24 protein-coding genes and 3 pseudogenes are annotated in these 26670 nt (G+C 60.2%); 23 read left to right on the top strand and 4 right to left on the bottom strand.

The features are described from left to right. Nucleotides 1–280 precede the first annotated feature (280 nt). Together PSH57_RS11515 and PSH57_RS11520 are read right to left on the bottom strand one after the other, a co-directional pair. Nucleotides 281–1177: an EamA family transporter gene (locus tag PSH57_RS11515; RefSeq protein ID WP_305389591.1), complete on the bottom strand. Its 897-nt coding sequence runs from the start codon at nucleotides 1175–1177 to the stop codon at nucleotides 281–283. Then, entirely contained in the window at nucleotides 1174–2457 is a 1284-nt protein-coding gene (locus PSH57_RS11520) for an MFS transporter (protein ID WP_305389592.1), read from the bottom strand. Before PSH57_RS11520 ends, PSH57_RS11515 begins: the two co-directional genes overlap by 4 nt. Nucleotides 2458–2594: 137 nt before the next feature. Between PSH57_RS11520 and PSH57_RS11525 the strand changes: the two genes are divergently transcribed. Further along, nucleotides 2595–3053, top strand: a complete 459-nt coding sequence (locus PSH57_RS11525) for a winged helix-turn-helix transcriptional regulator (protein ID WP_305389593.1) — start codon at nucleotides 2595–2597, stop codon at nucleotides 3051–3053. Between the two features lie 182 nt (nucleotides 3054–3235). Here the strand turns inward: PSH57_RS11525 and PSH57_RS11530 are convergent, their stop codons facing one another. Continuing rightward, complete coding sequence (locus PSH57_RS11530; protein WP_305389594.1) at nucleotides 3236–4129, bottom strand: LysR family transcriptional regulator; 894 nt, start codon at nucleotides 4127–4129, stop codon at nucleotides 3236–3238. Between the two features lie 94 nt (nucleotides 4130–4223). On the opposite strand from PSH57_RS11530, the gene PSH57_RS11535 reads away from it, so the two are divergent. From PSH57_RS11535 to PSH57_RS11600, 16 genes and pseudogenes are all read left to right on the top strand, one after another. After that, nucleotides 4224–5390: an MFS transporter gene (locus PSH57_RS11535; RefSeq protein WP_305389595.1), complete on the top strand. Its 1167-nt coding sequence runs from the start codon at nucleotides 4224–4226 to the stop codon at nucleotides 5388–5390. 176 nt (nucleotides 5391–5566) lie between these two features. Then, a complete protein-coding gene (locus PSH57_RS11540) occupies nucleotides 5567–6040 on the top strand; it encodes a carboxymuconolactone decarboxylase family protein (RefSeq protein ID WP_305389596.1) in 474 nt (157 codons plus the stop codon). A 46-nt stretch (nucleotides 6041–6086) separates the two neighbouring features. After that, nucleotides 6087–6464, top strand: a complete 378-nt coding sequence (locus PSH57_RS11545) for a MerR family transcriptional regulator (RefSeq protein WP_305389597.1) — start codon at nucleotides 6087–6089, stop codon at nucleotides 6462–6464. A 517-nt stretch (nucleotides 6465–6981) separates the two neighbouring features. Beyond that, nucleotides 6982–8082 carry an ABC transporter substrate-binding protein gene (locus PSH57_RS11550; RefSeq protein ID WP_305389598.1) on the top strand — a complete coding sequence of 367 codons (1101 nt, stop codon included), beginning with the start codon at nucleotides 6982–6984 and terminating at the stop codon, nucleotides 8080–8082. A 1403-nt stretch (nucleotides 8083–9485) separates the two neighbouring features. After that, a pseudogene (locus PSH57_RS29280) lies at nucleotides 9486–10382 on the top strand (sensor histidine kinase); the annotation flags it as partial. 306 nt (nucleotides 10383–10688) lie between these two features. Further along, nucleotides 10689–10976 (top strand): annotated as a pseudogene (locus PSH57_RS29285) (response regulator transcription factor); the annotation flags it as partial. Nucleotides 10977–11543: 567 nt separating this feature from the next. After that, nucleotides 11544–11834: pseudogene (locus PSH57_RS29290) on the top strand (ATP-binding protein); the annotation flags it as partial. Between the two features lie 171 nt (nucleotides 11835–12005). Beyond that, nucleotides 12006–12470 (top strand): hypothetical protein, encoded by a 465-nt coding sequence (locus PSH57_RS11560; protein WP_305389600.1) that lies wholly within the window; start codon nucleotides 12006–12008, stop codon nucleotides 12468–12470. A gap of 308 nt (nucleotides 12471–12778) precedes the next feature. Further along, nucleotides 12779–16135: a type III effector HrpK domain-containing protein gene (locus tag PSH57_RS11565; RefSeq protein WP_305389601.1), complete on the top strand. Its 3357-nt coding sequence runs from the start codon at nucleotides 12779–12781 to the stop codon at nucleotides 16133–16135. Nucleotides 16136–16554: 419 nt separating this feature from the next. Then, nucleotides 16555–16716 carry a hypothetical protein gene (locus PSH57_RS11570; protein ID WP_214912019.1) on the top strand — a complete coding sequence of 54 codons (162 nt, stop codon included), beginning with the start codon at nucleotides 16555–16557 and terminating at the stop codon, nucleotides 16714–16716. A gap of 92 nt (nucleotides 16717–16808) precedes the next feature. Beyond that, complete coding sequence (locus PSH57_RS11575; RefSeq protein ID WP_305389602.1) at nucleotides 16809–17753, top strand: SctD/MshK family protein; 945 nt, start codon at nucleotides 16809–16811, stop codon at nucleotides 17751–17753. Then, nucleotides 17750–18112, top strand: coding sequence for a hypothetical protein (locus PSH57_RS11580; protein ID WP_305389604.1), 363 nt, complete (start codon nucleotides 17750–17752; stop codon nucleotides 18110–18112). The genes PSH57_RS11575 and PSH57_RS11580 overlap by 4 nt, the downstream gene beginning before the upstream one ends. Then, a complete protein-coding gene (gene sctY / locus PSH57_RS11585; protein ID WP_305389605.1) occupies nucleotides 18109–18444 on the top strand; it encodes a type III secretion apparatus assembly chaperone SctY in 336 nt (111 codons plus the stop codon). Before PSH57_RS11580 ends, sctY begins: the two co-directional genes overlap by 4 nt. Further along, entirely contained in the window at nucleotides 18441–20579 is a 2139-nt protein-coding gene (gene sctV / locus PSH57_RS11590) for a type III secretion system export apparatus subunit SctV (protein WP_422766095.1), read from the top strand. Before sctY ends, sctV begins: the two co-directional genes overlap by 4 nt. After that, nucleotides 20579–21913, top strand: a complete 1335-nt coding sequence (locus tag PSH57_RS11595; protein ID WP_305389607.1) for a type II and III secretion system protein family protein — start codon at nucleotides 20579–20581, stop codon at nucleotides 21911–21913. The genes sctV and PSH57_RS11595 overlap by 1 nt, the downstream gene beginning before the upstream one ends. 13 nt (nucleotides 21914–21926) lie before the next feature. Further along, nucleotides 21927–22352 carry a hypothetical protein gene (locus tag PSH57_RS11600; protein WP_305389609.1) on the top strand — a complete coding sequence of 142 codons (426 nt, stop codon included), beginning with the start codon at nucleotides 21927–21929 and terminating at the stop codon, nucleotides 22350–22352. A gap of 11 nt (nucleotides 22353–22363) precedes the next feature. On the opposite strand, the gene PSH57_RS11605 is transcribed toward PSH57_RS11600, so the two are convergent. Continuing rightward, nucleotides 22364–23146, bottom strand: coding sequence for a tetratricopeptide repeat protein (locus PSH57_RS11605; protein WP_305389610.1), 783 nt, complete (start codon nucleotides 23144–23146; stop codon nucleotides 22364–22366). Between the two features lie 209 nt (nucleotides 23147–23355). On the opposite strand from PSH57_RS11605, the gene PSH57_RS11610 reads away from it, so the two are divergent. The 6 genes from PSH57_RS11610 to sctL all read left to right on the top strand — a co-directional run bounded on the left by PSH57_RS11610 (nucleotide 23356) and on the right by sctL (nucleotide 26668). After that, entirely contained in the window at nucleotides 23356–23913 is a 558-nt protein-coding gene (locus tag PSH57_RS11610) for a type III secretion protein (protein ID WP_305390358.1), read from the top strand. Nucleotides 23914–23978: 65 nt separating this feature from the next. Next, nucleotides 23979–24191 (top strand): hypothetical protein, encoded by a 213-nt coding sequence (locus tag PSH57_RS11615; RefSeq protein WP_305389611.1) that lies wholly within the window; start codon nucleotides 23979–23981, stop codon nucleotides 24189–24191. A 9-nt stretch (nucleotides 24192–24200) separates the two neighbouring features. Further along, on the top strand, nucleotides 24201–24653 hold the full coding sequence (locus tag PSH57_RS11620; protein WP_305389612.1) for a hypothetical protein: 453 nt from the start codon (nucleotides 24201–24203) through the stop codon (nucleotides 24651–24653). 4 nt (nucleotides 24654–24657) lie between these two features. Then, on the top strand, nucleotides 24658–25440 hold the full coding sequence (gene sctJ, locus PSH57_RS11625; protein ID WP_305389613.1) for a type III secretion system inner membrane ring lipoprotein SctJ: 783 nt from the start codon (nucleotides 24658–24660) through the stop codon (nucleotides 25438–25440). After that, complete coding sequence (locus PSH57_RS11630) at nucleotides 25437–26078, top strand: type III secretion protein (RefSeq protein ID WP_305389614.1); 642 nt, start codon at nucleotides 25437–25439, stop codon at nucleotides 26076–26078. The genes sctJ and PSH57_RS11630 overlap by 4 nt, the downstream gene beginning before the upstream one ends. Next, the gene (gene sctL / locus PSH57_RS11635; protein WP_305389616.1) at nucleotides 26075–26668 is read left to right on the top strand and encodes a type III secretion system stator protein SctL; all 594 of its coding nucleotides are present in this window, start codon (nucleotides 26075–26077) and stop codon (nucleotides 26666–26668) included. The genes PSH57_RS11630 and sctL overlap by 4 nt, the downstream gene beginning before the upstream one ends. The last annotated feature ends 2 nt before the right edge of the window (nucleotides 26669–26670 follow it).

Consider the following 26670-nt stretch of genomic DNA (forward strand, 5'->3'; position numbering starts at 1 on the left):
GAGGCTCATTTTTGCCGGCGGCAGGTTCTACACTTATGACTTCGATGCCACGATAGGATCGTGGCGAGCATGATTGATGCACGGTCAGGAGGGAATTATCGAGTCGCGTTGAGTGGCTGCTTCTGGCCCGATTGCTGCCCGTCGCGAAGGACCGATAGCGCCCCCTTAGCCAGTCATCCATATCAACTGAACCCATGGTGTCTTTCTTTGCTCAAGCTTGAGACGAAAGCCACCCTGGGTTTCAGCAGTGTTCAGACGGTCTTCGGCTCGTGCTGTTACATCACGATGGGCATCGGTCAGATCGCTTGAGCAACGCACTGAGGACGCGCTGTCCATATAAACCGACACCAAGACCCGACACGATGAGCACGACTGCAACGATTTTGTTAAGTGACAGGGTCTCATTGAAAATCATGACTGAACCGAGCAGGCCGAATACCGGCACCAACAACGACAATGGCGCGACGGTAGACACTGGATATCGTTTCAGAAGTGAGTTCCACACCCAGTAGCCGAACAGTGTATTGGGGTATACCTGGAACAGGATCGACAGGACGGCGTGGTAGTCGAGTTGATTCAGCAATGTGCTGTACCCCGTCGCGCCGTTAACAACGTAATCAAGCGCGAAAAGAGGAATGGGCGAAAACGCGCTCGACCACACCAGGAAAGCGAAGACCTGCGTGGTCTTGGCTTTTTTGTTGATCACGTTGGCCGCACTCCAGGCGACCGCTCCCAGCAGCACCAGAATCAGCCCGGCCGTTGTTACTGTCCCATCAACGATGGAGACGATGCTCAACAAACCACACAGAGCGAGACCCATGCCTGCGTACTGAAAGCGGGAAATGGTTTCCTTGAATATCCATGAACCCAGCAGGATGGTGAAAAACGCGCTGAACTGAAGCACCAGCGAAGCGATGCCTGCTGAAAGACCAGACTTGATGCCAAGGTTAACGACGCCCCAAAGTCCGATACCGAAGACCAGGCCGTAACCGATGATGTAGCGCCACTGCACATCAGGTTTCGGAATGAAAAAGATCGCTGGGAGCGCGCATAGCGTGAAGCGAATGCCGGCAAGAATGAATGGGTCAACGGTGGTGAGTCCCAGTTTGATAACCGAGAAATTCGCGCCCCATATGGCAGTAATCGAGATTGCGAGTAGTAGGTGCCTGGGTTTCATGCTGATCTTCCTTGATTGGTCGTTGGAAAATGAAACGTGAGAAACCATAGAACCAAGGCAGTAGCGCTGATCAAGGCACCCAGTAGGCTTACCGCCATCCAGCCCCATAGCGCATAAACCTGGGTTGCGGCTGCGGCTCCCAGCGCGCTACCGACCGAGTAGAAGCACATGTATGCGCCGACCATGCGACTTTGGGCGTCGGGTCGTGCAGCAAAAATGAGGCTCTGGTTGGTGACGTGTACCGCTTGCACCGCGAAGTCGAGCAGGACTACGCCGCAGACCAGCGCGATCAGGGACGTCTCGGCAAACGTGATGGGCAACCAGGACAGCGTCAGGAGCCCCAGCGAAATGCCGGTCACACGTTGCCCCAGGCCTTGATCGGCCCAGCGACCGGCTCTACTGGCAGCAAGGGCACCGGCGATGCCAGCCAATCCAAACATGCCGATGGCGGTGTGTGAAAGCGACAGCGGCGGGGCGCTCAACGGCAGCACCATGGATGTCCACAGCACGGAAAAAGCGGCAAAGATCAGTAAGGCCAGAAGGCCCCTGATGCGTAAAGTGCGTTCGGTGATGAACAGTTTGAAGAGTGAGCTTATAAGCGCCAGGTAGGAGTCTTGGTGCCTTGGCGTCGCCGTGACAGGAACCACTTTCCACAGCACCGCCGCGATGGTCAGCATCAATCCTGAGGACACGAAGTAAACGGCGCGCCAGCCTGCGATGTCCGCAATCAGGCCAGAGGTAAACCGCGCCAGAAGAATGCCCAGGACAATTCCACTTGTTACCGTCCCCACTGCATGCCCGCGTTGTGATGGCGTTGCCAACACGGCGGTATATGCCACGAGTACTTGAACAACCACTGCCAGTAAGCCCATCACGATCATGGCGCCCAACAGGGCCAGCCATTGCTGTGCTGCGCCGACCGCCGTGAGTGCGATCGCAGACAGCAGTACCTGAGTCAGAATCAGCCGCTTACGGTTTACCAAATCGCCCAGTGGGACGATGAACAGCAACCCCAGCGCGTAACCAACCTGAGTAGCAGTCACGACAACTCCGATCATTGATGAGGCCACACCCAGGCTCTGAGCCATTGAATCGAGTAACGGTTGTGCGAAATAAACGTTGGCTACTGCCAGCGCGCAGGTGACGGAAAACAATAACGTGAGCGACGGGGAAAGCCCTGGAATCCGGTCAGTCCTGCTGTTTTCTCCGGTATCCGAATGCAGCAATCCCGAAGGCTGTCCGGAGAACCGTTTGGCGGCTGAGTCGGCATCTGCTGTCATGTACGCCTCCATGGCGTTAAGCTGGTTTCAATTAAGCACTAGATTCAATTGTTGCTGTAACAGGTTTTAAATTGCAACTACATTGTGCCGGGCTGGTGGACAGTCTCGGCAACTCCACATTCAGCAAGGTCAAAAAGATGGTCGAAGACGCCTCACCACACAGCAGCGAATGTCCGGTAGCAAGAACACTGGAGGCGATTGGGGATCGTTGGTCGCTCATGATCATTCGCGACGCTTTTGACGACATTCGCCGATTCAGCGAATTTCAAAAGAGCTTGGGCGTGGCCAAAAACATTCTGGCATCGCGACTGAAGACCTTGGTTGAGGTCGGGGTTTTCGACGTTCGACCGGCGTCAGATGGCAGCGCCTACAAGGAGTACGTCCTTACGGAAAAAGGACGGGAGATCTTTCCGGTTGTGGTCAGTATGCGGCAGTGGGGCGAACGTTTCCTGTTCAAGCCGCAGGAGACGCGTTCTGTGCTGATGGACAACGAGTCCGGCCAGCCTCTGATGCTGATTGATGTTCGCTCATCAAGCGGTCAAAAACTTGGACCGTCTGACTGCCACAGAGTGAGACTTGTTGACGGCGAGTCGTGAATCGACAGCAGCCTGCCAACATCGATTATGTACAGCAGCGTTACGAGGAAACTCGCTTCGAAAAGTCGGGGATGCCGTTGCCGGCACAAACCATCAGCTTTAAAACGGACATCGATGGCTGTGAAATGCAGGCTCACAAGCGCTTTGAAGAAGCGCTGGCAAGGGCAGGTGACGTTACCCGTTTACATCCGGTGATGTTCCAGCAAGAAGTCCACGAACAACCGCACCCGCGCCGGCATTGCCGAGCCACCTACGAACACCGCATGAATCGGTTCCTGGTCGCCGGGGTTCCAGGCTTCCAGCAGCGGTACCAGATCGCCGCGCCGCAGGTCCTCGGCTACGGTGAATTCGCCGATACGTGCAATGCCGGCACCTACTCGCGCGAGTTGTGCCAGCGCTTCGCCACTGCTGCATTCGATGTTGCCGCTGACCTTCAGGGAAAACTCCCTTCCGTCGCGGATGAACGGCCAGTTGGGTTCGGCACGTCGGAAGTTGAAGCGCAGGCAGTTGTGCCGTAGCAGGTCTTCCGGTTCCTGGGGGACGCCGTGGCGCTGCAGATACTCGGGCGATGCCACCACGACCTGGCCGGTGTCACCGATCCTGCGTGCGGTCAGCGGGCTGTCGGGCAGATGGCCAAAGCGTATCGCCACGTCGGCCTGGCCGCCGAGAATGTCGACCACTTCGTCGCCGAGGGTGAGGTCGACGACGATGTTCGGGTAGCGGGCGCTGAATGCTGCCACCAAGGGAACGATGGTCTGCCGCCCATGGCCGAGGGCGGCACTGACCCGCAAACGACCCTTGGGCACACCTTGGTCGGCGATGGCTTCTTCGACCTCGGCCATGTCGGCCAGGATACGCCGGGCGCCGCGCAGGTAAGCCTCGCCCTCGGCGGTGAAGGTGATCGCTCGGGTGGTGCACAACAGCAGGCGGGTGCCAAGACGTTGTTCGGTACGCGCGATGATCCGACTGACCGCCGAGGGTGTCAGCCCCAAGGCACGCGCGGCGGCTGACAGGCTGCCTTCCTGCGCCACGGTGGCGAACACGCTCATTTCACCTGACCTGCCGTTGAAGTCCATTTGTGCTCCCTACGCAAAGGTGATTGCCAGAAATGCTATCTACCGCCTGAAAAAGTTGGATCGTAGCATTGGCGGCATAGATAAGGAGCCTTCCATGCGTATCAATCCACCGCTTGTCGCACTCGCCATTGGTGCTTTTGGCATCGGCGTTACCGAGTTCGCCCCCATGGGCATGTTGCCGGGCATCGCTGCGGATCTCGGCGTTTCCATTCCCGCCGCAGGTTTGTTGGTCAGTGCTTACGCCCTGGGCGTACTGCTCGGCGCGCCGCTGATGACCCTGACCACCGGCAGGATTCCCCGGCGCTATTTGCTGATCGGACTCATGGCGATTTTTACCCTGGGTAATCTGATGTCAGCCCTGGCGACCGATTACTACAGCCTCATGGTCGCCAGGGTGGTGACCTCACTGAACCATGGCGCGTTCTTTGGCGTTGGCTCCATTGTCGCCGCTAGCGTAGTCGCCCCGGAGAAACGCGCCGGGGCGGTTGCGGCCATGTTCATGGGCCTGACCCTGGCCACCATCGGCGGCGTGCCGCTGGCCGCCTGGTTTGGCGAACTGTTCGGCTGGCGCACCGCATTCTGGGGTATTACCGGCCTCGGCGTGGTGGCCATGACCGCATTGTGGTTCGCGCTACCGAACCTGCAGGCGCCACCAAGCGTCGGTGTACTGGCCGAAATTCGGGCACTGGGCCGTGGACGGGTGCTGGGGGCATTGGCTCTGACCGTCGTCGGCTCGGGTGCAATGTTTACCGTCTTCACCTACATTGCGCCGATCCTCAGCAGCGAGACCCATGCATCCACTGCCTACATCACCGCCATGCTGGTGCTGTTCGGTGTGGGATTGACGCTGGGCAACATGTGGGGCGGCAAGGCCGCCGACCGCTCGATAGATCGCACCCTGATCGTTTCGCTGAGCGTGCTGATTCTCGTCTTGTTGGCATTCACCGTGCTGATGCGTTGGCCGCTGCCGGCCGCCGTTGCCATTCTGATATGGGGTATCGCCAGCTTCGCCCTGGTGCCGCCGTTACAGATGCGCGTCATGGAAGCTGCCAAGGACGCACCCAACCTGGCCTCGGCGGTGAACATCGGAGCCTTCAACTTAGGCAACGCGATTGGTGCGGCGCTGGGCGGAGCGGTGATCAATGCCGGGCTGGGTTATCCGGCGATTTCCCTGGCTGGAGCGGCAATGGCGGGTCTGGGGCTGCTGATGGTGTTGGCTTTTGCCTGGCGTTCCAGAACGGTCGCAACTGCGATGGTGTGACGATGATGTGAGGGGGCTGTGACTGACCGATAAGTGACGGTTGGTGCCCCATCGCAGCCATTCGCGAATGCTCAGCATGCATGCGCTTGACTTAGAGCGCGCTCTAACCAATAGCCTCCTTGTTGCACCGCCAAAACGGCCAGGTCCGTTGCGCGGCTTAAACAAGGAGATAGGTCATGACATTAAAAAAACTGAGCGTTGCAACCGGGCTCGTGCTTTCAGCATTCGCAATTCCGGTGTCGGCAACTGAAGCCGATAGTCGACGAGTGAAAGGGGTCCAGACCCTGGAAAGAATCACCGGGACCGCCGGCAACAACGTGGTCAAATCGCTTAGCGATATCTCTCCCGAACTGGGTGAATGGATAGTCGATTTCGCCTATGGTGATGTGTTTTCCAGGCCAGGTGTCGCTCTGTGCACACGCGAGCTGGCAACCATCGCGGCCCTCACCGCATTGGGAAACGCGCAACCTCAACTCAAAGTGCATATAGAGGGCGCGCTGAATGTCGGTTGCAAACCTGAGGAAATCGTTGAAATCATCATCCAGATGGCGGTGTATGCTGGTTTTCCAAGCGCGTTGAATGGCATCAGCGCAGCGCGGGAAGTGTTTGCCAAACGAGGCATTAAAGTTGTTGCTGCACCTCCCGAGTGAACGGGATTAGTGCATGACCGAACACCGATGGCCAAGGATTGTGCTTATGAACGCCTACCAGACGATTGACCAGGTCGCCAAGCGCACTGGCCTTACGGCCTATACCCTGCGCTACTACGAACGCATCGGCCTGTTGGCTCCGGTCGCCCGTGCGGCCGGCGGGCAACGGCTTTATGCGCCGACTGATATGGCGTGGCTGGAATTTCTGCTGCGTTTACGCACCACTCACATGACCATCGGCAAAATGCAAACATTCGCCAAGCTGCGCAGCGCCGGGGATTCAACGATTGCCGAGCGCCGCCAGATGCTGGAGAGCCATTTACAGGATGTAGAGGCCGAAGTTGCTGCCATGCAAAAGGCCGTTGCTGCACTGCAAGTCAAGATTGACCACTACCGTATGCTTGAGGCTAAGGAGGATGTTTAGCATCTGCTCTGTTGGTCGACTCCCGCCCATCGCGACAAGCAGGGTCCTGCTGAAATCCTTCATGGCCGCGAGCGAAGCGGGCACCTTGAGACTATGCTCATTGCCACTGCAGGCAATGTATTGATTTCAATTGTCAGCCGCCAAGGAAAGGAGTCTGTATGTCTCTGGTTCGTCATGCCCGGTTCTATGTTTGGAATGACCGAATGAGCAATCTGGTAACCGGGGTCCATGGGCGCAGCTTGATCAATGGGCAACACCTCGTCAGTTCGTGAGCATTTGCGCGAGAGTCTCGGTCTGGTCGCTACAGGCTGCCTGACTGCGAGCTCAAGCTGGCGGGAGTGGTGACGGCAGCGCAACAGGGTATTGCCAATAACTCGGGCAACTGCCCAAGCATTCTCAGGATCGACGATCTCCAATCTGAAGGCCGACTTCTCCAGCCAGGTCGAGCAGTCGATCCAGGCTGTCGGCAAGTGCAGGTGGATTACTTTTGGTAAATCCCAAGGAAGTGGAGAACAGTATGAACGCTAAACCGATCCACAAAATCCTATGGCGCCTCGCCGGCTGCGTGACCGGGCTGGCGATGGTTGCCGCCAATCCAGCCCAAGCTGCCGACGGCGGCATCGCCAGCGGCCCTGCCTCAAGCTATAGCATTGCCTTCAGCAACTCCTACGCGGGCAGCGATTTTCGCAAAGTGATGGTGCGCAACTGGCAGGAGGTTGCGGCCCAAGCGCAAAAGGATGGCTTGATCCGCGAGGCTCCGGTGGTCAGCGCCAATAACTCGGTGGCGGAACAAGCGGCCCATATCCAGGACATGATCGTCAAGGGCGTGAACGCCATCGTCATTCTTGCCGCGTCCGACACGGCCCTCAACGGCGTGATCCGCGATGCTTGCAACGCCGGCATCGTGGTGGTCGTCATGGCCAGCCTGGTCACCGAACGCTGCGTCTATACCGTGGACTACGACTGGTCCGCCATGGGCCGCGTGGAAATGGATTATATCGCCGAGCGCCTCAAGGGGAACGGAACGCTGCTGGAGATCCGCGGCATTGCCGGCGATGCCACCGATAAAAACATCAGCGACGGCATTCGCAAGGCCGCCAGCGACTATCCGGGCCTGAGGTTCGCCAAGACCGTGTACGGGAACTGGACAGCGTCCGTCGCACGCAAGGAGGTGGCGCTGGCGCTGCCGTCGCTGCCCAGCATTGATGCCGTCGCGACTCAGGGAGGCGACGGCTACGGCGCGGCCATGGCGTTCAAGGCGGCGGGGCGCCCGTTGCCGATCATCGTGATGGGGAACCGTCAGGACGAACTTGCCCTGTGGAAACAGGAGCGCGATGCCAATGGCTACGAGACCGTCTCGGTCTCGGCCTCCCCAAGCGTCTCACAGGTGGGGTTCTGGGTGGCCCAGCAGATTCTGGCGGGCAAGCAGGTGCCGAAGTTTGTCGAGGTGCCGCTGGTACGCATCGATGCGAAAGACCTGGACGCCTGGCTCGCCACGATGCCGGTGGGCGGCGCCGCCAATCCTTTCTACACCCAGGCTTCCGTTGCGGCGATGATCGACGCGGCCATCAACCATACGGCGCCTCCGGCGCCTTTGCCGGAGGTGACGAAGCAGTAGTGGCGGGCGGGGAGCGAGGAGGCGCGGCGCCGTGTTGACATTCAGACCCACCACGGACAGGCCCATTGCCGTCAGGATTGGGCTGGCGGTCGCCGCACTGGTGTTCTTGATGCTGGCGGTATCGCTAGTGAACCTCTACGGCCTGCGAGGCATGGTTCGTGCGGTGGATTCCGCCAGCCATTCCGCGGAAATTCTGGCCTCGGTTAACGGGGCCTCCGAGCGGGTGGAAAACTTCATCGCCACCCGCGACCAGGAAAAGCCTGTCCCAAGCCGAAGACATGGTGGCGACGGCTATCGCCGGCCTCAGCGCCATTGCGGTGGCAGAGGCACAATCGCTCAAGGGCGGTCTGGACAGGCTCGCCGCGGCGATCGTTGCCTTGCGAGCGGCGACCCTGACCATGGATGGCGAAACGGAGAACATGACAGCCCACTACGGCCGGATGCGAGAAGCGACGATCCTCGTCGAACAGGGCATCGCCGATGGGCTGAAGGGGCTTGACTCCCGCACCGCTGAGCACGAGGCGCGGGTAAGCAATATTGAAAGCGCCCATCGCATCCTGGATATCCTGCGCAACGGCGAACGGATCATCACCGCCCATGTGGCCAAGATACTGGTGAGCGGTGATAGGGCGGCCGCCACCGCGGCGCGCAACGCCTGTGCGGCACTCCCGCCCGTGGTCGAGCAATTGCGCGAGGTGATGGGGGCGCCGCAGGAGAGAGAGAGCCTGGACCAGTTGGCGACGGCGGTCGTTGCTACCTGCGTGACGGTAGAGCACCTTGGCGAGGCGCCCAGGTTGCGGGGAGGCGAGGCTTTACGGCAGCTCGCCGTCGTCGAGGAAGTGGTCGAGCGCCTCGAGGCAATATTGAGTGAGGTGGATGGGCACGTTGCTCATGACGCAAGCGACATTCAGGCAGCCACCGGTTTGCTGCACAATGCAGCCGCGTTGTCCAAGCGTTTCGCCGAGCGTGTCGCCACCCTGGAGGCACAGACGTTGTCGTTTCGCCTGTCTCCGTCGGCCGAGGTCGCCAGCTCTGTTGGCTACATCCTGGACGAGCTCTCCCGTCTCTCTCGCGTTCTCCCTTCGTCCGTGGGGCTGCAGACCAAGGCTACGCCCCTGACTGTCAGCGATCAGATTGCCGGCTACCGGGCGGCATTCGCCAGGTTTCATCAGGCGAGTAACGCGTTGAGCGACGCACGCGACCAGGTTCGCGACGAGGCACGCAGCGCTGGCCTGTTGGTTGCGCGCTTCGCTGGAGAGGCGCGCTCCGACGCCTTGGTCCACAATGATCGCGGCATGCTTGCGACGATAGTTGCGGGTACCGTCGCCATCCTGCTAGCCGGCGCCATCGCCTGGAGCACGTCGCGATTTATCGCCCAGCCCATCGTGGCCCTGGCCTCGGTCATGCGCCGGCTTGCGGCTGGCGACCTGAATGCCGAGATCGCCAGCGCCGAACGCGGCGACGAGATTGGAATCATGACCCGCGCCGTACGGGTGTTCCAAGAGAATGCCCTGCGCATCCGGGTGCTGGAAGCTGAGGCCGAAGCCGAACGACAGCAAGTCCAGGCCTCTTTGGAGAGAATGGTCGCCGAACGGACCGACACGCTGCACCAACAGACCGAGGTGCTGGAGGCGCAGGCCATCGAACTCATTCAGGCGCGCAACCAGGCCGAGACGGCCAACCAGGCAAAAAGCGATTTTGTTGCCACAGTCAGCCACGAACTGCGTACCCCCCTGACCCTCATTCTCGCCCCCTTGGAGCAGCTCTCGGCGGCGACCACTGCGCCGGCGGACTGGCGTGTGCAAGTCGACCGCGCCCAACGCAACGCGCTGCGCTTGATGAACCGGGTGAATGACATTCTCGATTTCTCCAAGGCCGAAGCGGGCAAGTTTGAGCTGTGTCCGGCGCCAATTGACTTGAACAAGATGGTGGGTGTGCTGGCCGAGGATGCCGCCATGGTGGCCGAGGGCAAAGGCTGCACCTTAACCAGCAGCATCGATCCTGCGCTCGGTACGGTGTTCCTGGACCCCCAGCACTTCGAGAAGATTCTTCTCAACCTGGTGAGCAATGCCATCAAGTTCACGCCTGCTGGTGGCACCGTGCACCTGGCAGTGACGCCCATTGATGGCGAGCGATTTGAACTCGCGGTGCAAGACTCGGGGATCGGCATTGCGCCTGACAAACTGCCGTTGCTGTTCCAGCGTTTTTCCCAGATCGACAACTCCGCCACGCGCCACTACAGCGGTACAGGCATCGGTCTGGCCCTGGTCAAGGATCTGGCCGAACTGATGGGGGGCGAAGTCGGCGTCAACAGCGAGCCCGGAAAGGGTTCGTGCTTTTTTGTTCGACTTCCGCTGGGGACTGAGCCAAACAGCGTGCCGACCGAAGCCAGCACCATGTACGAGCGATCGTCACCCAGCGCAACAAGCACTATTGAGCAGCGCCACCTGCGTTTCGATGACGGCCGCCAAGGCAGTCGCAACGACCACGCTTCGACGCAAGGCGCAGACGACGAGCTGCACCCGGAACACGCCTTGCGATCCAGAGTGCTAGTGGTCGACGACAGCCCGGAAATGCTCAGCTACCTCAGCGAACTTTTGCAAAACGATTACATCGTCGCCACCGCCGTTGATGGCGAGCAGGCTTGGGCACTCCTGCAGCGTCGACCCATCGACGTTGTCGTTTCGGATGTAATGATGCCGAAGCTCGATGGCTTTGGCCTGACAGCCAGAATCAAAGCCAGCGCCGGTTTTGCCCATTTACCCGTGATTCTGGTGACCGCGCGCGGCGGTAGCGAAGCCTGCGTCTCCGGGCTGGAGAGCGGCGCCGATGACTATATCGCCAAACCCTTCTCGCCGCTGGAGCTCAAGGCTCGCGTACGCGCGGCGCTGCGTATGAGCCAAGTGCAAACCGAACTGCATGCAAAGTCCCGTCAGGCGGGCATGGCCGAAATCGCCACTACTGTGCTGCACAACGTCGGCAACGTCCTCAACAGCGTGAATGTATCGGCAGAACTGGTCACCAGCCAGATGCGCACCTCCAAAGCCCAGGGGCTGGGCAAGGTGGCTCAACTGATGAACGAGCACGTGCATGACCTGAGCGATTTTCTCACCAGAGACCATAAAGGAAAAATGCTGCCCGACTACCTGCTCAAGTTGGCGAAAGTGGTGACCGCAGAGCAACAGAGCATCATCGAAGAACTCGGGCAACTCACCAAGGGCATTGACCACATCAAAACCATTGTTGCCGCCCAGCAGTCCTATGCCGTTGCCGTCAGTATCATCGAGACAGTGCCGGTCCCTGAGTTAATCGATGATGCCTTGCGCATGAGTGCCGGATCACTGGCGCGCCAGGAGGTGATGGTGGTCAAGGAAATCGCCGACTTGCCCCTGCTGTCGCTGGATCGGCACCGGGTACTGCTGATTCTGGTGAACCTGATCAGCAATGCCAGGCAGGCGTTGGACGGCGTGATTGATCGCAGCCCATGCATCACGTTCGGCGCCTCTCTCGCGCAAGGGCCCGTATTGCGTATCACGGTGGCCGACAACGGCAATGGGATTGCACCAGAGCACCTGGCGCGGCTCTTTTCCCATGGCTTCACTACGCGCAAAGACGGCCACGGTTTCGGCCTGCACAGTTGCGCGCTGGCCGCGCAGGAAATGGGTGGCAGCTTGACCGTGCACAGCGATGGGGCCGGACAGGGCGCGACCTTCACCCTCGATATTCCCCTCGATGTTCCGCAGATTAAGTGATGAACACCGAACCGGCTCTCATCAGGGGTCGAGCGGCTGAGGTTGGTCAGCGGCTGCGTAAGACCTGGGTGGCTGATGACTTGAAGTCGCATGGTGTTCCAAGCCGTTAATATGAATGTCATGGCATTAAGCAACTATTGAATACCTGAATCACTGCCAAGGAGCCTTTCCATGACTACCGTCACGCCTTCAAGCGGCGCAACGCCTTCATCGCAGAACAATTCCGCCTCTGCATTCGATGCTAAATTGGACATCGCCAAATCCAGTCGGATTCTGGCCGATTACATGAAAGAAAAAGGCAAGGGCGCGATCAGCGGTAATGAACTCTCGTCGCTGGCCAACGCTTCGTCCAAAGAGGTACCTGCCGAAGTGTCGGCAGCCGCAGAGTACATGACGCGCCATTCAGACGTCTTCACCGCCATCGAAACTCACGATGTGGCCGGTGCCGACAACTACAGCGGCGCGTGGAACTTCGAATGGGCAGCAGACGGCGGCCTCAAGGGCACTGCCACCGAAGCGCTCGCCAATATGAGCGATGTGTTCGACTCCGCCATTGCCAAGTCAGCTCAAATTACTGAGTTGACCACCGTTGCCAAAACCGAGCTGGATTCTTCCAAACAGCGCCCTCAGAACTGATTCCTTCTATCCGTCAGCCTGGCTCCTGCCAGGCTGGGCCCTTCCGTACATCCGCCTGACCTTTCGAATGCCCATCCGGCCCTGATTGACGGGCATTGCGGTGACTGGCGCCTACGTTTTGTTGTAACACTCCGCGGCGATACTCACCTTTCATGATGTTGGCGCATGCAGATTCCATCATCCAGTCAATACCCTGCTAATGGCACATTTATGCGTATTCACGCTGGCTGATCTGTCGCGAGTGTTGCGTCCCGTACGGGCTCGCACCGCCGCTGCACTCATTCATGCCCTAAGAAAAGGAGTCATCAATGTCCGTTCAAGATGTCAGTTTTGTAGGCATAACATCCAAGCCGCAAGACCCCAGGCTTGCCGAGGCCTGGGATCAGGCGATCAAGCAGGCCAAGGAGGCGGGCATTGAATGGGAGCGGCCAAAAGGCGACAACCGCTCGGCTCAAGACATCATTGACGACACGCCGGTGCTCAAGAACCTGGGCAACCAGAGCGATGTGAAGGAAAACCTCAAGGACCGTGTCGGCGATTTCGAGACTGACCCGGATGCGGCTTATCGCGCCAAGCAGGTGCTTGAGCACGTCGAAAAATATAATGAAGGCGGCGAACGGATCGCCAGCAAGGACATCGACAACGGTCGGGTCGACGGCTTCACGAGGGGCGGTGATGCCAGGCACGGAACCGAGGCGGGGCGCCTGCAAGACTTCGGCCGACAAGGTTTCTCGCACCTTAAGGGCGAGCTCAAGGATCTGTCCAAGCCCGGCGATGATCCCCAGGCTCGTGAACAAGCCGAAGCCCTGGGTATCAAGTGGGAGCGCCCTGACGGGGATGATCGTTCCGCGCAGGACATCATCAATGACAATGCCTTGCTCAAAAACCTGGGCAACCAGAGCAGCGTCAAGGACATGCTCAAGGAGCAGGTCGGCGATTTCGAAAATGACCCGGACGCCGCCTATCGCGCGACCCAGGTGCTGGAACACATCGAGACCCTCAATAGCGAGGGTGGCAAGATTGCCGGCAAAGACGTCGACAACGACCGCGTCGATGGTTTCACCAAAAGCGGTGAAGCGAAGAATGGCACTGAAGCCGGTCGCCTGCAGGACTTCGGCAAGAAGGGTTTCTCCGCCCTCAAGGGTGAGCTCAAGGATTCGTCGGCGGCTGGCGACAACAAGGAAGCCCGCGAGCTGGCCGAAAAGGTCGGCATCGTGTGGGTGCGCCCGGAAGAGGATAAACGTTCGGCGCAAGACATCATCGAAGACAATCCGCTGCTCAAGAACCTGGGCAACCAGAGTGGCGTCAAGGACATGCTCAAGGACCAGGTCGGCGATTACGAGAGCGATGCCGATGCCGCCTACCGGGCTGCGCAGGTCATGGACCGCATCACCATGTTCGATGACAAGGGCAATGCCCAGTCCGGTGGTGATGTGTTCAATAGCAGCGTGGACGGTTTCACCAAGAGCGGCGAAGCCAGGCACGGCACCGAGGCCGGCCGCCTGCAGGACTTCGGCAAGGAAGGTTTTTCAACCCTGCCAGAACTCAAGAAAACCGAGGACATCGCCAGCTACAAGGATTACCTCAAGACCAACAAGGATGCCGATCCGGCGTCGCAGCAGGTCGCCAAGTACGCAGCGATCCTTGATGAGAACTTCGAGGCAATCAAGGGCAAGACCGGTGCGGGCAAGTACCTGACTGCCGACGACATCAAGGAGTACACCAACCAGAACTCACAACTGAGCGAGGAAACCCGTCAGGCACTGGATTTCTGGTCTCAGCCAGGTGCTTTCAAGGTCATCGACAATGCCAAGAACCCATTGGACAAGAATCCTGATGGCGAACTGAGCAGGGGCGATATTCAGGGCTGGCTCAAAAGTGCCAACGTACCCAAGGATGCAACGTCCGTTATCACATTGCTCTCGGGGATTGCCGGCAACAATGCCTTGGCCAGGGTTGATACCGCAGGTTTGAACAAGGACGTGTTCGATAACCCGGACAAATATTCGGCAGAGGAAAAAGCTGCGGTTCTACAGGATCTCAAGGCCGCCCAGCAACTGATTATCCAGGGCAGCGCCGCCGGGATGTGGAGGGATGACAAGTCGCAGGTCACGATCGCCAACAAGGTGCGCAGTCATCCCGATGCCCAGAAGCTGCTTGATGATGTCAACAAACACATTGGGATCTTGCAAAGTGACCCTGCGGTCAGTCAATACATGAGCGAGCATGGCTCCAATGAATTGACCAAGCTGGTGGAAGATAACAAGGGGCTCAAGGAGTCCCTGCAAAAAACCTACGACGACGAAGTCAAGTCCGGCAAGTCACTCGACACGCAGTGGGAGGCCAAGTCCAAGGATGGCAAGTTCACTCACACGGAAATTCTTGCCGAGTTCTTTGGTACGGCGCAGACCCTTCAGGGCGCGCTGGGTATCAATAATGCCGGTGAGATCCAGGCCGCCGTCAAAGGCTCCAAGGCCAATGCCGAGCTGGAAAGCTATTACGAGAAGTCACTGGCTTCAGGCGATCGCCTGAATGAACTGCTCAAGGAGCATACCCCTGACGAAGCCATGAGTGCTTTCAGCCTTGAAGTCGCGCTGTACAACTCGGCGCTGGACCCCGAGTTCACCGGCAAGCTGGACACACAGCTCAACGATAACTTCACCAGGATCGCCAAGGACAATGCCTTCAAGGATGCGTCCTTCGACGATATAAAGGCGGCCTTCGGCGTCAATGGCGGTAGTGAGCTGGATGAGGAGAAGGTCAAGAAAATCATCGAGCAGATCAGCGAGGAAAACCCGCAGATGCTCGTCAATGCCGACGGCACCGTCGCCACGCCAGACCAGATCCTGGCTAACTTCCGGGGGGACTGGGACCTGCTTCGCCAGGGCACCAAGACCCTGGATTCGCTAGGTGTATTCAGCAAGGACTCGTCGCTCAAGGACGCTCAGAGCAAAGGCGTCATGCATGGTGTGAGCGGGCTGTTCATGGCCGGCGTTACCATCGCCAAAGGCGCCAACAACGCCGGCAAGCTGACCGAGCGGCAGATTGTCGATATCGCCACCGGTTCGGTGCAGGCCGCCACGCTCCTGGCTGAAGGGGGTCTGAAAAACTATCAGGATTATCTCAAGGATGTGAAAGGCAAGCTGACAGGTGATCGGCTCGGCGACCTGGGCAAAAAGTTGGACGATCCGCTCAAAAGCGTGACCGCCAACCTCAAGGGCATGGAAAACGCGGCCAAGGGGGTCGGTGGCATTGCGGCTATCACTGCCGGCGCCTATGGCATTTTCGATGGCGTCAAGGCGCTCAGGAAAGGCGATACGGTAGCCGGTGGCATGAATATCACGGCCGGTTCGCTGGGTATCATGGCGGGCCTGGCTTCGGTGGCTGAAGTGGGCGCCAGCGCGCTGAGCGTTTCGGCGATTGCCGCCTCGCGGATCGCGATGGTGGCGGGTGGCCTAGGCTTCGCGGCGGCGGGTGTGGCTGCGCTGGCATTGCTGGTTCCGGGCCTGATCGAGGAAGTCAAGCAAGAGAAACGGGTGGGTAAATTCGCGGATGCCCTGAGCGATTACCTGACTCAGTATGAAATCGACGGTGTGCCGCAAGGCGATATCTGGGATATCCCTGACGAGGAGTGGCCGGGGGAAGAGAGCACCGTTGGTTCATGAGTCTGAGTGTGTCGATCGCTGAGGCGGGTTGACGCGCGCAGATGGCCCCGTTAATTGAGTGTAACTCCTCAGTTGCGCTCTTTTTTCGGTGGCATCGGACGTCAAATAACTTACGTAGAGTTGATCGCAACTGGCCATCAATCATTAGTTGGTGGTGAGGGGACTTTTATTCGGAGAAAGTTCCACGGATATTTATGTTTATTTGATCATTCCGTTGGGCTTTTGCTTGGGGCGGGCAAGTCTGTCCGGCACTTTGGTTTGAGCTGCAAGAGCATCCGGTTCAATCGGAATAATGTTCGGCTTTTGGATTAAAACAGTTGTTGGGCGTTGAACTGTAATGTTCAGCCCTTAGTCTTTGTTGGCAACATTAGTTTGCCACTTGACGGCACACCTACTTCTCACCGATCAGGAGAACCAACATGAGCGAGACTACCCCAGTAAGTTCCGGCAACGCTGACGCGGCTATCGCAAAAATGGAAGCCACCTTCAACATGGCGATCGAAAAGTCGGCCAAGATCACCGAGCTGTCCACCGCCAAGAAAGCTGAGCTCGACGCTACCAAACAACGGCCTCAGAACTGATGCCGTCATGCAGGCAGCCCTCGGCTGCCTGCATACCTGTTCGTCAGGCCTCATAGGTATCTGTCCGCACGCCTCACTCCGGTAATACAGCCATGACAGCCTTGACTTTCTTCGCGGCTCCAGCCGCAGCTGCCACGGGCAAGGCTCTGCCAGTGCTTGGTATCACCCACGGTCTGCACCAGGGGGTATGCCTGCCCTTGGACCAGCCCGTCTACATTCTGGGCAGTGCCGCAAATGCTGATCTGTTACTCAGCGATGCCGGTATTGTCGAGCGTCACATGGCGCTGCGTTTCACCGATGGCCAGGTGGCCATTGAAGCGATCGGCGGCGATGTGTTCGTGTGCGCCAGCCATGCCCGGGAGATCCTCATTCCCGCGGGCAAAGGGCATCGTGCGCACTTGCCCGTGGATATCCGCCTCGGCGAAGCCCGCCTGACCCTCAGTCGTGGCGCCGTATGCCTGGAGCCGATAGCGGCTGTGGCGATAACACCCTCCTGGCAGCGCAAGTCGCGCTGGATCATCGCCTTATTGCTGATGTTCCTGTGCGTGGGCGCCTTTGCCTTTCGGGGCGAGCCGGTTTCGCCGCTGGCGTTGAGCACCGTCGACAAGGCCGCCGCGCTGGCTGCGCACGATGCACCGAAAAACACCGTCGTGCAGGCCAGGGTCTGGCTCGAACAGCAGCTTGCCACGTTAGGTCTGCACCAAATCAAAGTCAGCGAAGTCGACGGTCAGCTCAGCGCCCATGGGTCCTATGGCCCGACCCAGAAGGGCCAGTGGCTTGGCGTGCAGCAAGCCTTCGATGGCCGGTTTGGCCAACAGGTGATGTTGCTTTCCGGTGTGGTGGCACGCAACGAAATCGCCAAGCCCCGCGTGCGCTTTCAGGCTGTGTGGTTCGGTGATAACCCATACGTGATCAACGACAACGGCGAGCGCCTGTTTCCGGGGGCTGTGCTGAACGATAACTGGCTGCTCGAACGCATTGAGAACGATGAAGTGATTCTCGCCCGAGGTGAAGAGCGGTTCACGCTCACCTTATGAGAATCGATCCGGGGGCTCCCTTACCAACAACCGCCGAGAGAACCCCGGCGGTAGAAAGCATCCAGCCGGCCAAGGCGCGCCAGGGTGGACGCTTCGAAGCGGTGTTGGGTAAGCGTGCGGTGTCGGCACGTCGTTCGCTGCGTGCCGACATCGAACAATCGGGCATCGTCGAAGGCATGACAGCTGAGTTGTTCGGCAGTCGCCGTTCGATGGAAATTCTTGAGTACGTCTTGGACAACGTGATTCCCACCCTGGATGCCGAGCCCGAAATCAAGGCGTTGGCCCATGAGCTGATCAGCGAAGAAATCGCCTTGCGGTGTTTGCTCGAAGAACAACGTGCCCAGGTGGTCGAGTCATGAATCGCCAGGAACAGGACTGCGTCGATCTGCTCAAGGGCATGGGCGAGCTGTATCGCCGTAGTGGTCAGTCGCAGCGCGCCTTGGTGCTGCTATTGATCGCCGTCCAGATGGCACCCGGTGACGCTACGCTGCTGCGCAATCTGGTCATGGCTTTTACCGACAGCGGCCAGGCCGAGCGAGCCCTGTCGGCGCTGGACCGTCTGGTCGAGCTGGAGGGCGAGTCCTCTGGCCTGTGGCTGTTGCGCAGTCGCGCGCTATGGAGTGGCGGGCGCAAGGACGAGGCGCGTCAGTGCTTCAAACGTTATCTGACTGCCCGCAGAGCCGCGCAATAATGTTTCTCGACCGCCTCAACGCATTGGCTCGCATGGCCGCCCAGCGTAGCGACGTGATCGTCGTTATCTTCATGCTGATGGCCATCGTGATGATGATTATCCCGCTACCCACCTGGCTGGTGGATACGCTTATTGGCCTGAACATCTCGCTGAGCATCCTGATCCTCATCGTCGCTTTCTACATCAAGCACTCGGTGGAGTTCTCGGCGCTGCCGCCCCTGATCCTGCTAAGTACTCTGTTTCGTTTGTCCCTGTCGATCACCACCACACGCCTGATTCTGCTCGATGGCAACGCCGGGCACATCGTCAAGGCGTTCGGTGATTTTGTCATCGCCGGCCAGGTCGTGGTCGGTCTGGTGGTGTTCCTGATCATCACCGTGGCCCAGTTCGTGGTGATCACCAAAGGTGCCGAGCGGGTGGCCGAGGTCGCGGCGCGCTTCACCCTGGATGCCATGCCGGGCAAGCAGATGAGTATCGACAACGACTTGCGCAACGGCGATATCGATCAACATGAAGCTCGCCGTCGCCGCTCGCGTCTGGAGCGTGAAAGCCAGATGTTCGGCGCGATGGATGGTGCCATGAAGTTCGTCAAGGGCGATGCCATTGCCAGCCTGGTGATTCTGGCGGTCAACCTGCTGGGCGGCATGATGATTGGTATGGTCGAGCGGAATATGTCGTTTGCCGATGCGGCGCACACCTATTCGCTGCTGACCGTCGGCGACGGCCTGATCGCCCAGATCCCGGCCCTGCTGATCTCGGTCGCGGCCGGTATGGTGGTGACTCGGGTCAACAGTGGTACTACCGAAGGCAACCTGGGCAGCGAGATCCTTCATCAACTGGGTTATAGCGCCCAGGCCCTGGGCTTGACTGCTTTGATCCTGCTGGGCGTGGCGCTGTTGCCGGGCTTCCCGGCCATTGTATTTATCGGGCTGTCGGCGTTGCTGGGCGTTGCCGCGTTCATGATCTATCGCCGCGACAAAGCCCCCGAGACCGAGGTGGTCGAAGGCGTCAGCGAGGTCGCGGTGCCCGAAGACCAACCGTTCGAGCCGGGCGAAACCCTGGCTAAGCCACTGGACAGCCGCGTGCTGCTGAGCATCGGCCTGGAACTGGCCCAGGCGGCGCCTGAACTGCCGTTGCGCCAGCGCATCGAGGCTTTGTGCCATGAACTTCGCGGTGACTTGGGGATTGAGGTGCCGGTGCCGGACATCTACATCGACCACAGCCTTCCCGCCAACGGCTACACGGTCGAACTCGAGGGCGTGCCGATCAGCGAGGGCGAGATACCGCTCGGTTGCCTGATGCTCAAGGACGATCTGGTGCACGTCCAGTTGCTGGAGATCCATGCGCTGGAGGCGCCGTCGCCGCTGCACAGTCGCCCGGCGCAATGGATCGAGCGCACCCACCAGGCGCTGCTGGAGGAGGCCGGTATCGGTTTTCTCAGTGCTGCCGAAGTCCTGCGAGCCATCCTCGAGCGCAGCCTGCGCCGCAATGCCGCGACCTTTCTGGGCATTCAGGAAACCCGCAGGATTCTGGAGCGCATGGAAGCCAGCTATGACGAGTTGGTCAAGGAAGTGATGCGCAGCGTGCCCTTGCAGCGCCTGGCCGAAACCTTGCGTCTGTTGATCGCCGAGGGCGTGTCGATCCGCAACCAGCGTGCCTTGCTCGAAGCCATGGTCGAGTGGGGCGCCCGCGAGCAGGATGCCGCGCGTCTGGCCGATCACTTGCGCGCCAGTCTGGCTCGGCAGATCAGCCACCAGTACGCCGACCGTAACCGTGTGATCACCGCTTTCGTGCTGACCCCCGCGGTGGAAGAACAGCTGCGTGCGTATCTACGCCGTGCCGACAATCCGCGCGAGTTGCTCAACGAGCATGCCAGCCGTTCATTGCTGACTCAGTTGCGTGCCGTTTGCGGGCACCTGGCCGAGGACGATCGCACCGTTCTGCTGGTACATCCCGAGTTGCGTCGCAGCTTGCGTCGGCTGGTGGTGCGTGGCGAGCTGGAGTTGGCGGTGCTGTCGTTCCGCGAACTGGCCGGTGAGTACAACCTGCAGGCCATCGGCTCCATCAGTCTGACCGAAATTACCGACCGCCGGGCAACCGGCGATGCTTCCCTTACTTCAATGGCGACTGCGTGATGATGTGTTTTGCGCTGTTGCGCGTGCTTGTGTATTTCGGTTTCTGGATCGCTGCCGTGTCAGCCTTGCTGCTGCCGCAACTGGTCAGTGCGCAGACCATTGCTTCGGGCAGCAGGGCGACCCTGGACCTGGCCCAAGGCGAAGGTCGCATCCTGCACTTCCAGGACCCGGTCGAGTCGGTACTGGTCGCAGAGCCTGGCATTGCGGACCTTCAGGTGGTTTCGCCGGGTGTGATCTACGTGTTTGGCAAGAGGCCCGGACAAACCAGCCTGATTGCCCTCAGCGCTGAGGGGGAGGAACTGGCCAGCCTGAACCTGGCGGTCAATAGCGGCGCCCAGGCAGTGACCCGCCCGTTTAAAGAGCTGCACCCCGCAAGCCATGTCCAGGTGACCGGTGCTGGTAATCGCATGGTGGCCAGGGGCGTGGTCAACAGCGTTGGCGAAGCAACCGACCTCAACAGCCTGCTCAATACCGAAGGCCAGGGTTTCGGCTCGGCCCTCAACACCGCCTCCTACTCGGGTTCGGCCCAGGTCAACCTGCGGGTGCGCTTCGCTGAAGTCTCGCGCTCGGAGTTGCTGCGCTACGGTGTGAACTGGAATGCCCTGTTCAATAACGGCACCTTTTCCTTTGGCCTGTTGACGGGCGGTGCCCTGGCATCCGACGCGGCTTCCGGCGCCTCCAACGTGATCAGCGCCGGACTGGCCTCGGGCAACGTCAACATCGATGCGATGCTCGAAGCGTTGCAGAGCAACGGCATCCTGGAAATCCTCGCCGAACCCAACATCACCGCCATGACCGGTCAGACCGCCAGCTTCCTGGCCGGAGGTGAGGTCGCAGTGCCGGTGCCGGTCAACCGCGACACCGTCGGGATCGAATACAAACCTTACGGTGTGTCGCTGCTGTTCAACCCGACCCTGCTGCCCAACGGCCGCATCGCTCTGCAAGTGCGCCCTGAAGTCAGCAGCCTGATGGGCTCCAGTACCGTGGCGGTCGGCGGCTACCAGGTGCCGTCGTTCCGGGTGCGGCGCGCCGATACCCGTGTCGAGGTCGGCAGTGGCCAGACCTTCGCCATTGCCGGGTTGTTCCAGCGCGAGAGCACCCAGGACATCGAGAAGGTGCCGATGCTGGGCGAGATGCCGATCCTGGGCAATCTGTTCCGCTCCAAGCGCTTCCAGCGCAACGAAACCGAACTGGTGATCCTGATCACTCCGTACCTGGTGGAACCGGTCCGCACGCGCACCCTGGCCACGCCGCTCGATGCCCGGCCCATGGGTGCGAGCAACGCGCCCGGCGGACCGCGCAGCAGCGACATGTTCGGCTTCTACCTCAATTGAACCAGGAGCGAGCATGAACCCACAATCGTCCCATCTGTCCCTGGCCATCCTGCTGTTCGGCGCGCCCTGGCTGCTGAGCGCTTGCAACACCCAGCTTGAGCCGGTGAGTTATTCGCCGGATTACCAGGCGTTCACCCATGCCGATGGTCGCGTTGAGTGGACGCCAGTGGCTTGCCTGGAGCCATCGGCCGAAGACAACTTCCATACCGATGAACAGACGTACGTGCGCCTGCTGCCACCGGGTTGTGCGAATAACCTGACACTGCAGCAGATGGTTGAGAAGCGTTCGGATCTGATCGAGGGCCGGACGAGCGGCCCAACCATGGCCGCGCCGGTTGGCCGGGCGGCCCAGGTTTACATCGAAGGTTATGATCGTGAAGAGCTGCATCGCCGCCTGGCCGAACAGCAGGCCAAGGCCGACAAGCAGGAGGGCCAATGAAGCCTTCTGACTCAGCGGCTGTCGACCAGCCCCAGCTCCCTGGCCTGCGTCGCGGGGTCTTGGATAGCCTTGATGCGTCGGGCCTCGGTCAGCAACCGGGCGTATTGCCTGGGCGTGACATCCTCCAGGCTCTGGGTCTTGAGGTCTTCCTCGCGGCCGGTCAATACCATGACGAGCAGGGCGTTGCGCTGGTGACTGGCCTGGACGCGAGGCGACTCGCTCACCGTCTTGATGGTTTGCAACGCCCGTTGCGATTGGCCACCCAAGGCGTAAGCCAGTGCCAGGTTGCATTGGGTATCCAGGTTGGTGGGGGCCAGGACCAGACTTTGGGTGAAGGCCACCTGGGCCGCCGCTGGCTGGCCTCGCAGCATCTGCGCCACACCCTGGCGGTTGAACGCTTCGGGGTGGTCGTTGCCCGCACTGGCCAGGGTCAGAGAGGTGATAGCCCGATCCAGTTTGCCCTGACGCAGTTGGGCAGTGCCCACGCCGAGCAACGCCGCGGTATTGTCCGGCATGCGTTCCAGCGCTTGCAGGTAGGCGCGCTCGGCGGCCCGTGCATCGCCGCTGGCCAGGCGCGCCTGGCCCAGCTTCAACCAGGCCTCGATCCGGGCGTCCGGTTCCTGGGTGGCTTTTTCGTACAGCGCGGCGGCAGATCCCGTATCACCACCTTTTTGCAGGTCGCCGGCCAGTTGCATATAGCGCTGGTAGCTGCCATCGGAAACCGGTTGGTTGGAGCAGGAGGCGAGGGTGATGGTGGCGAGCAACAACGGTGTGCAGGCAAAACGACTTGTCATGAACAGAACTCTTTCGATGAATTTTGCAGTGGGCAAAACCAAGGAGTGTTGACCACTCAGACCCGACAGGTTGACCGACGTTTAAGTCATCTTCTTGACATGATCCGTAAAAATGAGCGTTTTTTGGCTGGAGTTGCGTCATCCGTCCGGCCACGGGGAGCCCTTGCATGCGCAGCGTGACACTGAGCGCTATCGGTCTGGCGCTGGTGATGACCGCTCTTGACCTGGCCGCCGCCAATCAAACGGAAGCGGACCCGGCTAGCCGGCAGCCGGACTGGTTCGATCGGCCCTATGCCTATGTGCTGGTGGAGCAGGATGTACGCGACGCGCTGGAAGAGTTCGGCCACAACCTGGGCCTGACCGTGGTCATGTCGGACAAGGTGCGCGGCCAGTCGCGCAGCCGGGTACGCGCCGAATCCGCTGGGGATTTCCTGGAGGCGCTGTGCGACTTCAACGGCCTGACCTGGTACTTCGACGGCAATGTGCTTTACCTCACCGCCGCCTCTGAAACCGATACGCGACTGTTCAAGGTCCGGGGTCGGCAGTTGGAGCAGTTACAGGATTACATCGTCAGCCGGGAGGTCTATGGCAAGCATATTTCAGTGCGTGCCGGGCCCGATGGCAATGAGTTGTTCGTCTCCGGACCGCCGGCCTGGCTGGCCATGATTGAGCAGCATCTCGACCAGCAGCCTGCGTCAACACCGACCGCGGCGACCCGCGAGCGCGGCGTGCGTGTGTTCAGAGGCGCAGCAGTGACACAAGAGTGAAAGCACTCGCCTGTAGGCTCGATTATCCGTTCGATCGTTCATCAACCCAGTAAAGGAGAACCACCATGTCAGTTACCCCCATCGGCGAAAATACGCCTGTTACTGCCACCTCCGAAGCGCAGTTCAATGCAGCGGTGGACAACGCCAAGAGTGAGCTGAGCGATGACGAACTCACCGATGCCCTGATCACCCAGGCCGTCACTATCGGTGGTCAGTTCATCATCATGCCTCGTGCCCAGGAAATCCTGAACGAAGCCCAGTCGGACGACGACGAATAGGCCCACGCCATGACTGTAAGTCTCGCAGCAACAGCCACGGCGGCGCTGCCGCCGTCAGGGGGGCAGGTCGATTTGCAGGCCTCCCAGAACCTGTTCGAACACATGACTGACAGCGCCAAGGGCATGCCTGCCGGCGTCAGCCCGCATCAGATCGGCGAAGGCTTGATGGAGCGCCTGAACGGCTTCATCGACCGTTCGCAAAGCTTCGCCAAGCGTGCCGATGCGCTGACCAATGGCCCTCTGGCGGGCAACGCCGTGGCCCCTGGCGGCGCGCAACAACTCGCTTCGCTACCCAAGGGGGCGGCGGCGGGCGAGCCGGTAAAAAAGGTCGGCGATCAACAGGTCGATCAGATCGTCCAATCGTTGGGCCGCATGTTCGATTACTCCATTGAAACTCAGATGGTCGTTCGTGGCGCGACGCAGATATCCGGCGCAGCCAACACGCTCTTGAAAGGTCAATAAAGCCATGTTCCGCCGTTGCCACGCCGTGCGTCTGATGCTTGTCCTCGCCTTTGCCAGCTTGCTGCAGGGCTGCGATATCGACCTGTACACCAACCTCAGCGAACGCGAGGCCAATGCCATGGTCGCAGTGCTGTTGCGCGAGGGCGTGCCGGCCTCTCGCAAGGTCCAGGAAAACGGCCAGCTCACCGTGGTGGTGGACGAAAAGCGCTTTGCCGAGGCTATGAGCCTGCTCGACGAGGCCGGCTTGCCGGGCCAGACTTTCTCCAACATGGGGGCGGTGTTCAAGAATAATGGCCTGGTGTCTTCCCCCGTGCAGGAGCGGGCGCAGATGGTCTATGCGCTCAGCGAGGAACTCTCCCACAGCGTTTCGCTGATCGACGGCGTGGTCTCGGCCCGGGTGCATGTGGTGCTGCCCGACAATGACCTGCTCAAACGGGTGATTTCCCCGTCGTCGGCTTCAGTGCTGGTGCGCTACGACCCCAATACGGATATCAATCCGTTGATCCCGCAGATTAAAACCCTGGTGGCCAACGGCATCTCCGGCTTGAGCTACGAAGGCGTCTCTATCACTGTGATCAAGGCCGCCACCGGCAGCCGCCGCGTCGATGCACCGCCGCGTCTGGCGAGCTTCCTGGGCATATGGATGCTCGAAGACTACCTGCCCCGTGCCCGGATGCTGTTCGGCGTTCTGCTGCTGGCCACGCTGTCGATGGTCGGTGTGTTGGGCTGGCAGTACTGGCAACGACGCTCCTCCAGCGCCTTGTATGAACTGGAGGACGTGAAATGAGTTGCGCCGCATTGCAACAGTGGCAAAGCCTGATCGAGCAGCCGCTGGATTTCGTCGGCAGGCAACCTCTTGCGGCATGCTTCCCGGATAACCCCGGCAGCGCGCAACTCGACGCATTGCGCAAACAGTCGAGGTTCCAGGCGCGGTTGATGCGTTTGCTGCTCAGCCGTCACGATCTGCAAGCTCCGGGTAGCTTGCCTCTGCCCGATGCCGTCGATCTGCCGGTTCTGCTGCTGCCGCCCAAGACCTTCAAGCGCCTGCCGCGCCTATGTGGTGCGATTTTGCATAGCAGCACCCTGAGCCGCGAGATCCGTGGCGATGTGGTCAATCAGTTGCGTGATTTGCTCGGCAGCGATGTATTTGCCCTGGCGTTGGCACACCGTGCCCTGGGCAGCAGTGCCGACTTGCTGCGTCAGCCAACCGAACTGCTGGAAGCCATCGACCTTGATGGTGCCCGCTGCATCGCCGCCTGGCTGCACGCCCAGCCAGCACCTTTGCGGCCCTGGCTACGACTGCGCTTTGCCGAGCTCCAGACTGAGGGCGAGCCCGTGACACCCTCATCGGCGGTTAATGCCGTGGCCATCGTGCGCAGCGCCGCCTCAAACCTCCAAGAGTTTGACGAGCAGGGTGCCCGATGAGCGAACTCCCGACCCGTCCTGCCGCCCGTATCCTGCGCGCCGATCAGGCTGACCTGTGGATTGACGGCTACGCCTTTCTGCAGGCCGCCCGAGATCAGGCCGAGGCCATCAGGCAAGACAGTGAGCAGTGGTTGCAGCAAGCCCATGCCGAAGGGTTTGAAAGCGGCCGCCGGGAGGGTGCCGAACAGGTCAGCGCACTGCTGGGCGAAACCTCGCTGAAGATCGATGCCTGGCTGGCCGGGCTGGAAACGTCCCTGGCCGACCTGGCGCTGGGTATTGTGCGCGAGATACTCGATGAGATGGACGATGCCGAGCGCGTAGTGCGTTGCGCCCACAAGGCGTTGGGGGCGTTCCGCCAGGACCAGGCCCTGACGCTGTTCGTCTCGCGCCAGGACGCCGAAGCCGTGCGCCAGCAGCTCAAGCTGCAAGGGACTGGCCTGCCGGCGATTGCGGTGGAGCCGGACGATCGCTTGCAAGCGGGTCAGGCACGGTTGAGTAGCCCGGTAGGTTCGGTGGAACTGGGGCTCGAAGCCCAGTTGCTCAACCTGCGCCGCAATCTGCTGCCGTTCGCCGATGAGGCCCAGTCGTGACC

Origin of the sequence: Pseudomonas hefeiensis, assembly GCF_030687835.1 — a bacterium.
In the GTDB taxonomy this organism is placed as follows: Bacteria; Pseudomonadota; Gammaproteobacteria; order Pseudomonadales; family Pseudomonadaceae; genus Aquipseudomonas; species Aquipseudomonas hefeiensis.